This window comes from Saccharopolyspora sp., from assembly GCF_017434145.1.
In the GTDB taxonomy this organism is placed as follows: domain Bacteria; phylum Actinomycetota; class Actinomycetes; order Mycobacteriales; family Pseudonocardiaceae; genus Saccharopolyspora_C; species Saccharopolyspora_C galaxeae.
This window is the reverse complement of record NZ_JAFRFW010000383.1, coordinates 1-1,999: the sequence shown is the minus strand read 5'-3', so window position 1 is coordinate 1,999 and position 1,999 is coordinate 1. Positions and strand designations below refer to the sequence as shown.

2 protein-coding genes are annotated in these 1,999 nt (G+C 71.0%); both read left to right on the top strand.

From position 1 onward, the window contains the following. On the top strand, positions 1–1,398 hold a 1,398-nt coding region (locus tag IJH84_RS10425), incomplete at its 5' end, for an alkaline phosphatase D family protein (protein ID WP_295143292.1). A 149-nt stretch (positions 1,399–1,547) separates the two neighbouring features. Next, a partial coding sequence (locus IJH84_RS10420; protein WP_295143288.1) for a YdcF family protein occupies positions 1,548–1,999 on the top strand: 452 nt, incomplete at its 3' end.

Genomic DNA, 1,999 nt, shown 5'->3' with positions numbered 1-1,999 from the left:
GGCGACCCGGTCGCCGACGGCGTCGTGCTCTGGACCCGGCTCGCGCCCGACCCCACCGCCGACGACGGCAAGGGCGGCATGCCCGAGCGCGTCGTGCCGGTGCAGTGGGAACTCGCCGAGGACGAGAACTTCAGCCGCATCGTGCAGCGCGGCGAAGCCCTGGCCGCCCCGGAACTCGGGCACAGCGTGCACGTCGAACTCGAGGGCCTGCGGCCCGGCGCGGAGTACTACTACCGGTTCCGCGCCGAAGGCAGCGTCTCGCCCGCCGCGTTGACCCGCACCGCCCCCGCGCCGGGCACGATGGGTGAGCTGACGATGTGCTTCGCCTCCTGCGCGCACTACGGCGAGGGCTACTTCACCGCCTACCGCCGGATGGCCGAGGAGGAGCCGCAGCTGATCCTGCACCTCGGCGACTACCAGTACGAGTACGCCGCCGAGGACGGCGACGTGCGCAAGGTGCTCGGCCCGGAGACGCGCACGCTGGCGAACTACCGCCAGCGGCACGCGCAGTACAAGACCGACCCGGACCTGCAGCTCGCGCACGCCACCGCGCCGTGGGTCGTGGTGTGGGACGACCACGAGACGGAGAACAACTGGGCGGACGAGACGCCGGAGAAACCGGACTCCGGCTTCCTGGACCGCCGCAAGGCCGCCTTCCAGGCGTACTACGAGAACATGCCGCTGCGCTCCACGGCCAAGCCCAAGGGCATCGACATGCAGCTCTACCGCCGGCTGCAGTGGGGCGACCTGACCACGTTCCACATGCTCGACACCCGGCAGTACCGGGACGACCAGCCGTGCGGCGACGAGGGCAACGTGGACTGCAAGGAGAGGTTGAACCCGGACCGCACGATCACCGGCTCGGAGCAGGAGCAGTGGCTGCTGGACGGGTTCGCGAACTCCTCGGCCCGCTGGGACGTGCTGGGCCAGCAGGTGTTCTTCTCCCGGCTGGACAACGACGTCGACGACGGGGTCGAGTTCAGCACCGACTCGTGGGCGGCGTACGTGGCCAACAGGGACCGGGTCGCCACCGCGCTCGGCGAGAGCAAGGTCCGCAACGGCGTGGTGCTCACCGGTGACGTGCACCGGCACTGGGCCGCGGAGGTGCAGACCGAGCACGAGAACACCGATTCCCCTGTGGTGGCCACCGAGTTCGTCACGACCTCGATCACCAGCGGTGGCGACGGCAGCGACGACGGCAAGCAGGACGTGCTCGCGGAGAACCCGCACGTGAAGTTCCACAAGAACCGGCGCGGCTACGTGCGGACCAAGTTCACCGCGGGCGAGCTGCGGGCGGACTACCGGGTGCTGCCGTACGTGTCGAAGAAGGACGCCGAGGTCTCCACGGCGAAGAGCTTCGTCGTCGAGGACGGCAAGCCCGCCTTGAACGAGGCGTGATCAGCGGTAAGCACGGAAGCAACGAAGAAAGAAAGACAGCAAGTAAGCAAGGCGGGTGAGCGGGCCGCCCCATCGCCGGGCGGTCCGCTCGCTTCGATCAGCGCCGGGCGCGGCACACTTGGTGCGTGCGCTGGCGATGGTGGTTACTGGTGGCGGGCTCGCTCGGGCTGGCGGGCCTGCCCTCGGTCTGGGTCCGAGCGCGCAGCGCGGGCCGGATCCGCACGTTCGCCGACGTGCCGCCCGCCGAGGTGGCGCTGGTGCTCGGCGCCGGGGTGCGCCGGGACGGGCGGCCCAGCCGGATATGGGCCGGGCGGCTGGACGTCGCGCTCGCCCTGTACCGGTCCGGGCTGGTCGAGCAGCTGCTGGTCAGCGGGAGCCCGGAGTCGCGCGGGTACAGCGAACCGGTGGTCATGCGGGATTTCCTCGTGTCGCGGGGAGTTCCGCGCACGGCGGTGCTGCTGGACGAGTCCGGTGTGGACACGTGGTGCTCGTGCCGCGGTGCCGCGGAGGTGTTCGGGCTGCGCGCGGTCACCGTGGTCACCACCCGGTTCCACCTGCGCCGGGCGGTGGCGCTGTGCCGCCGCGCGGGCATCGACGCTTG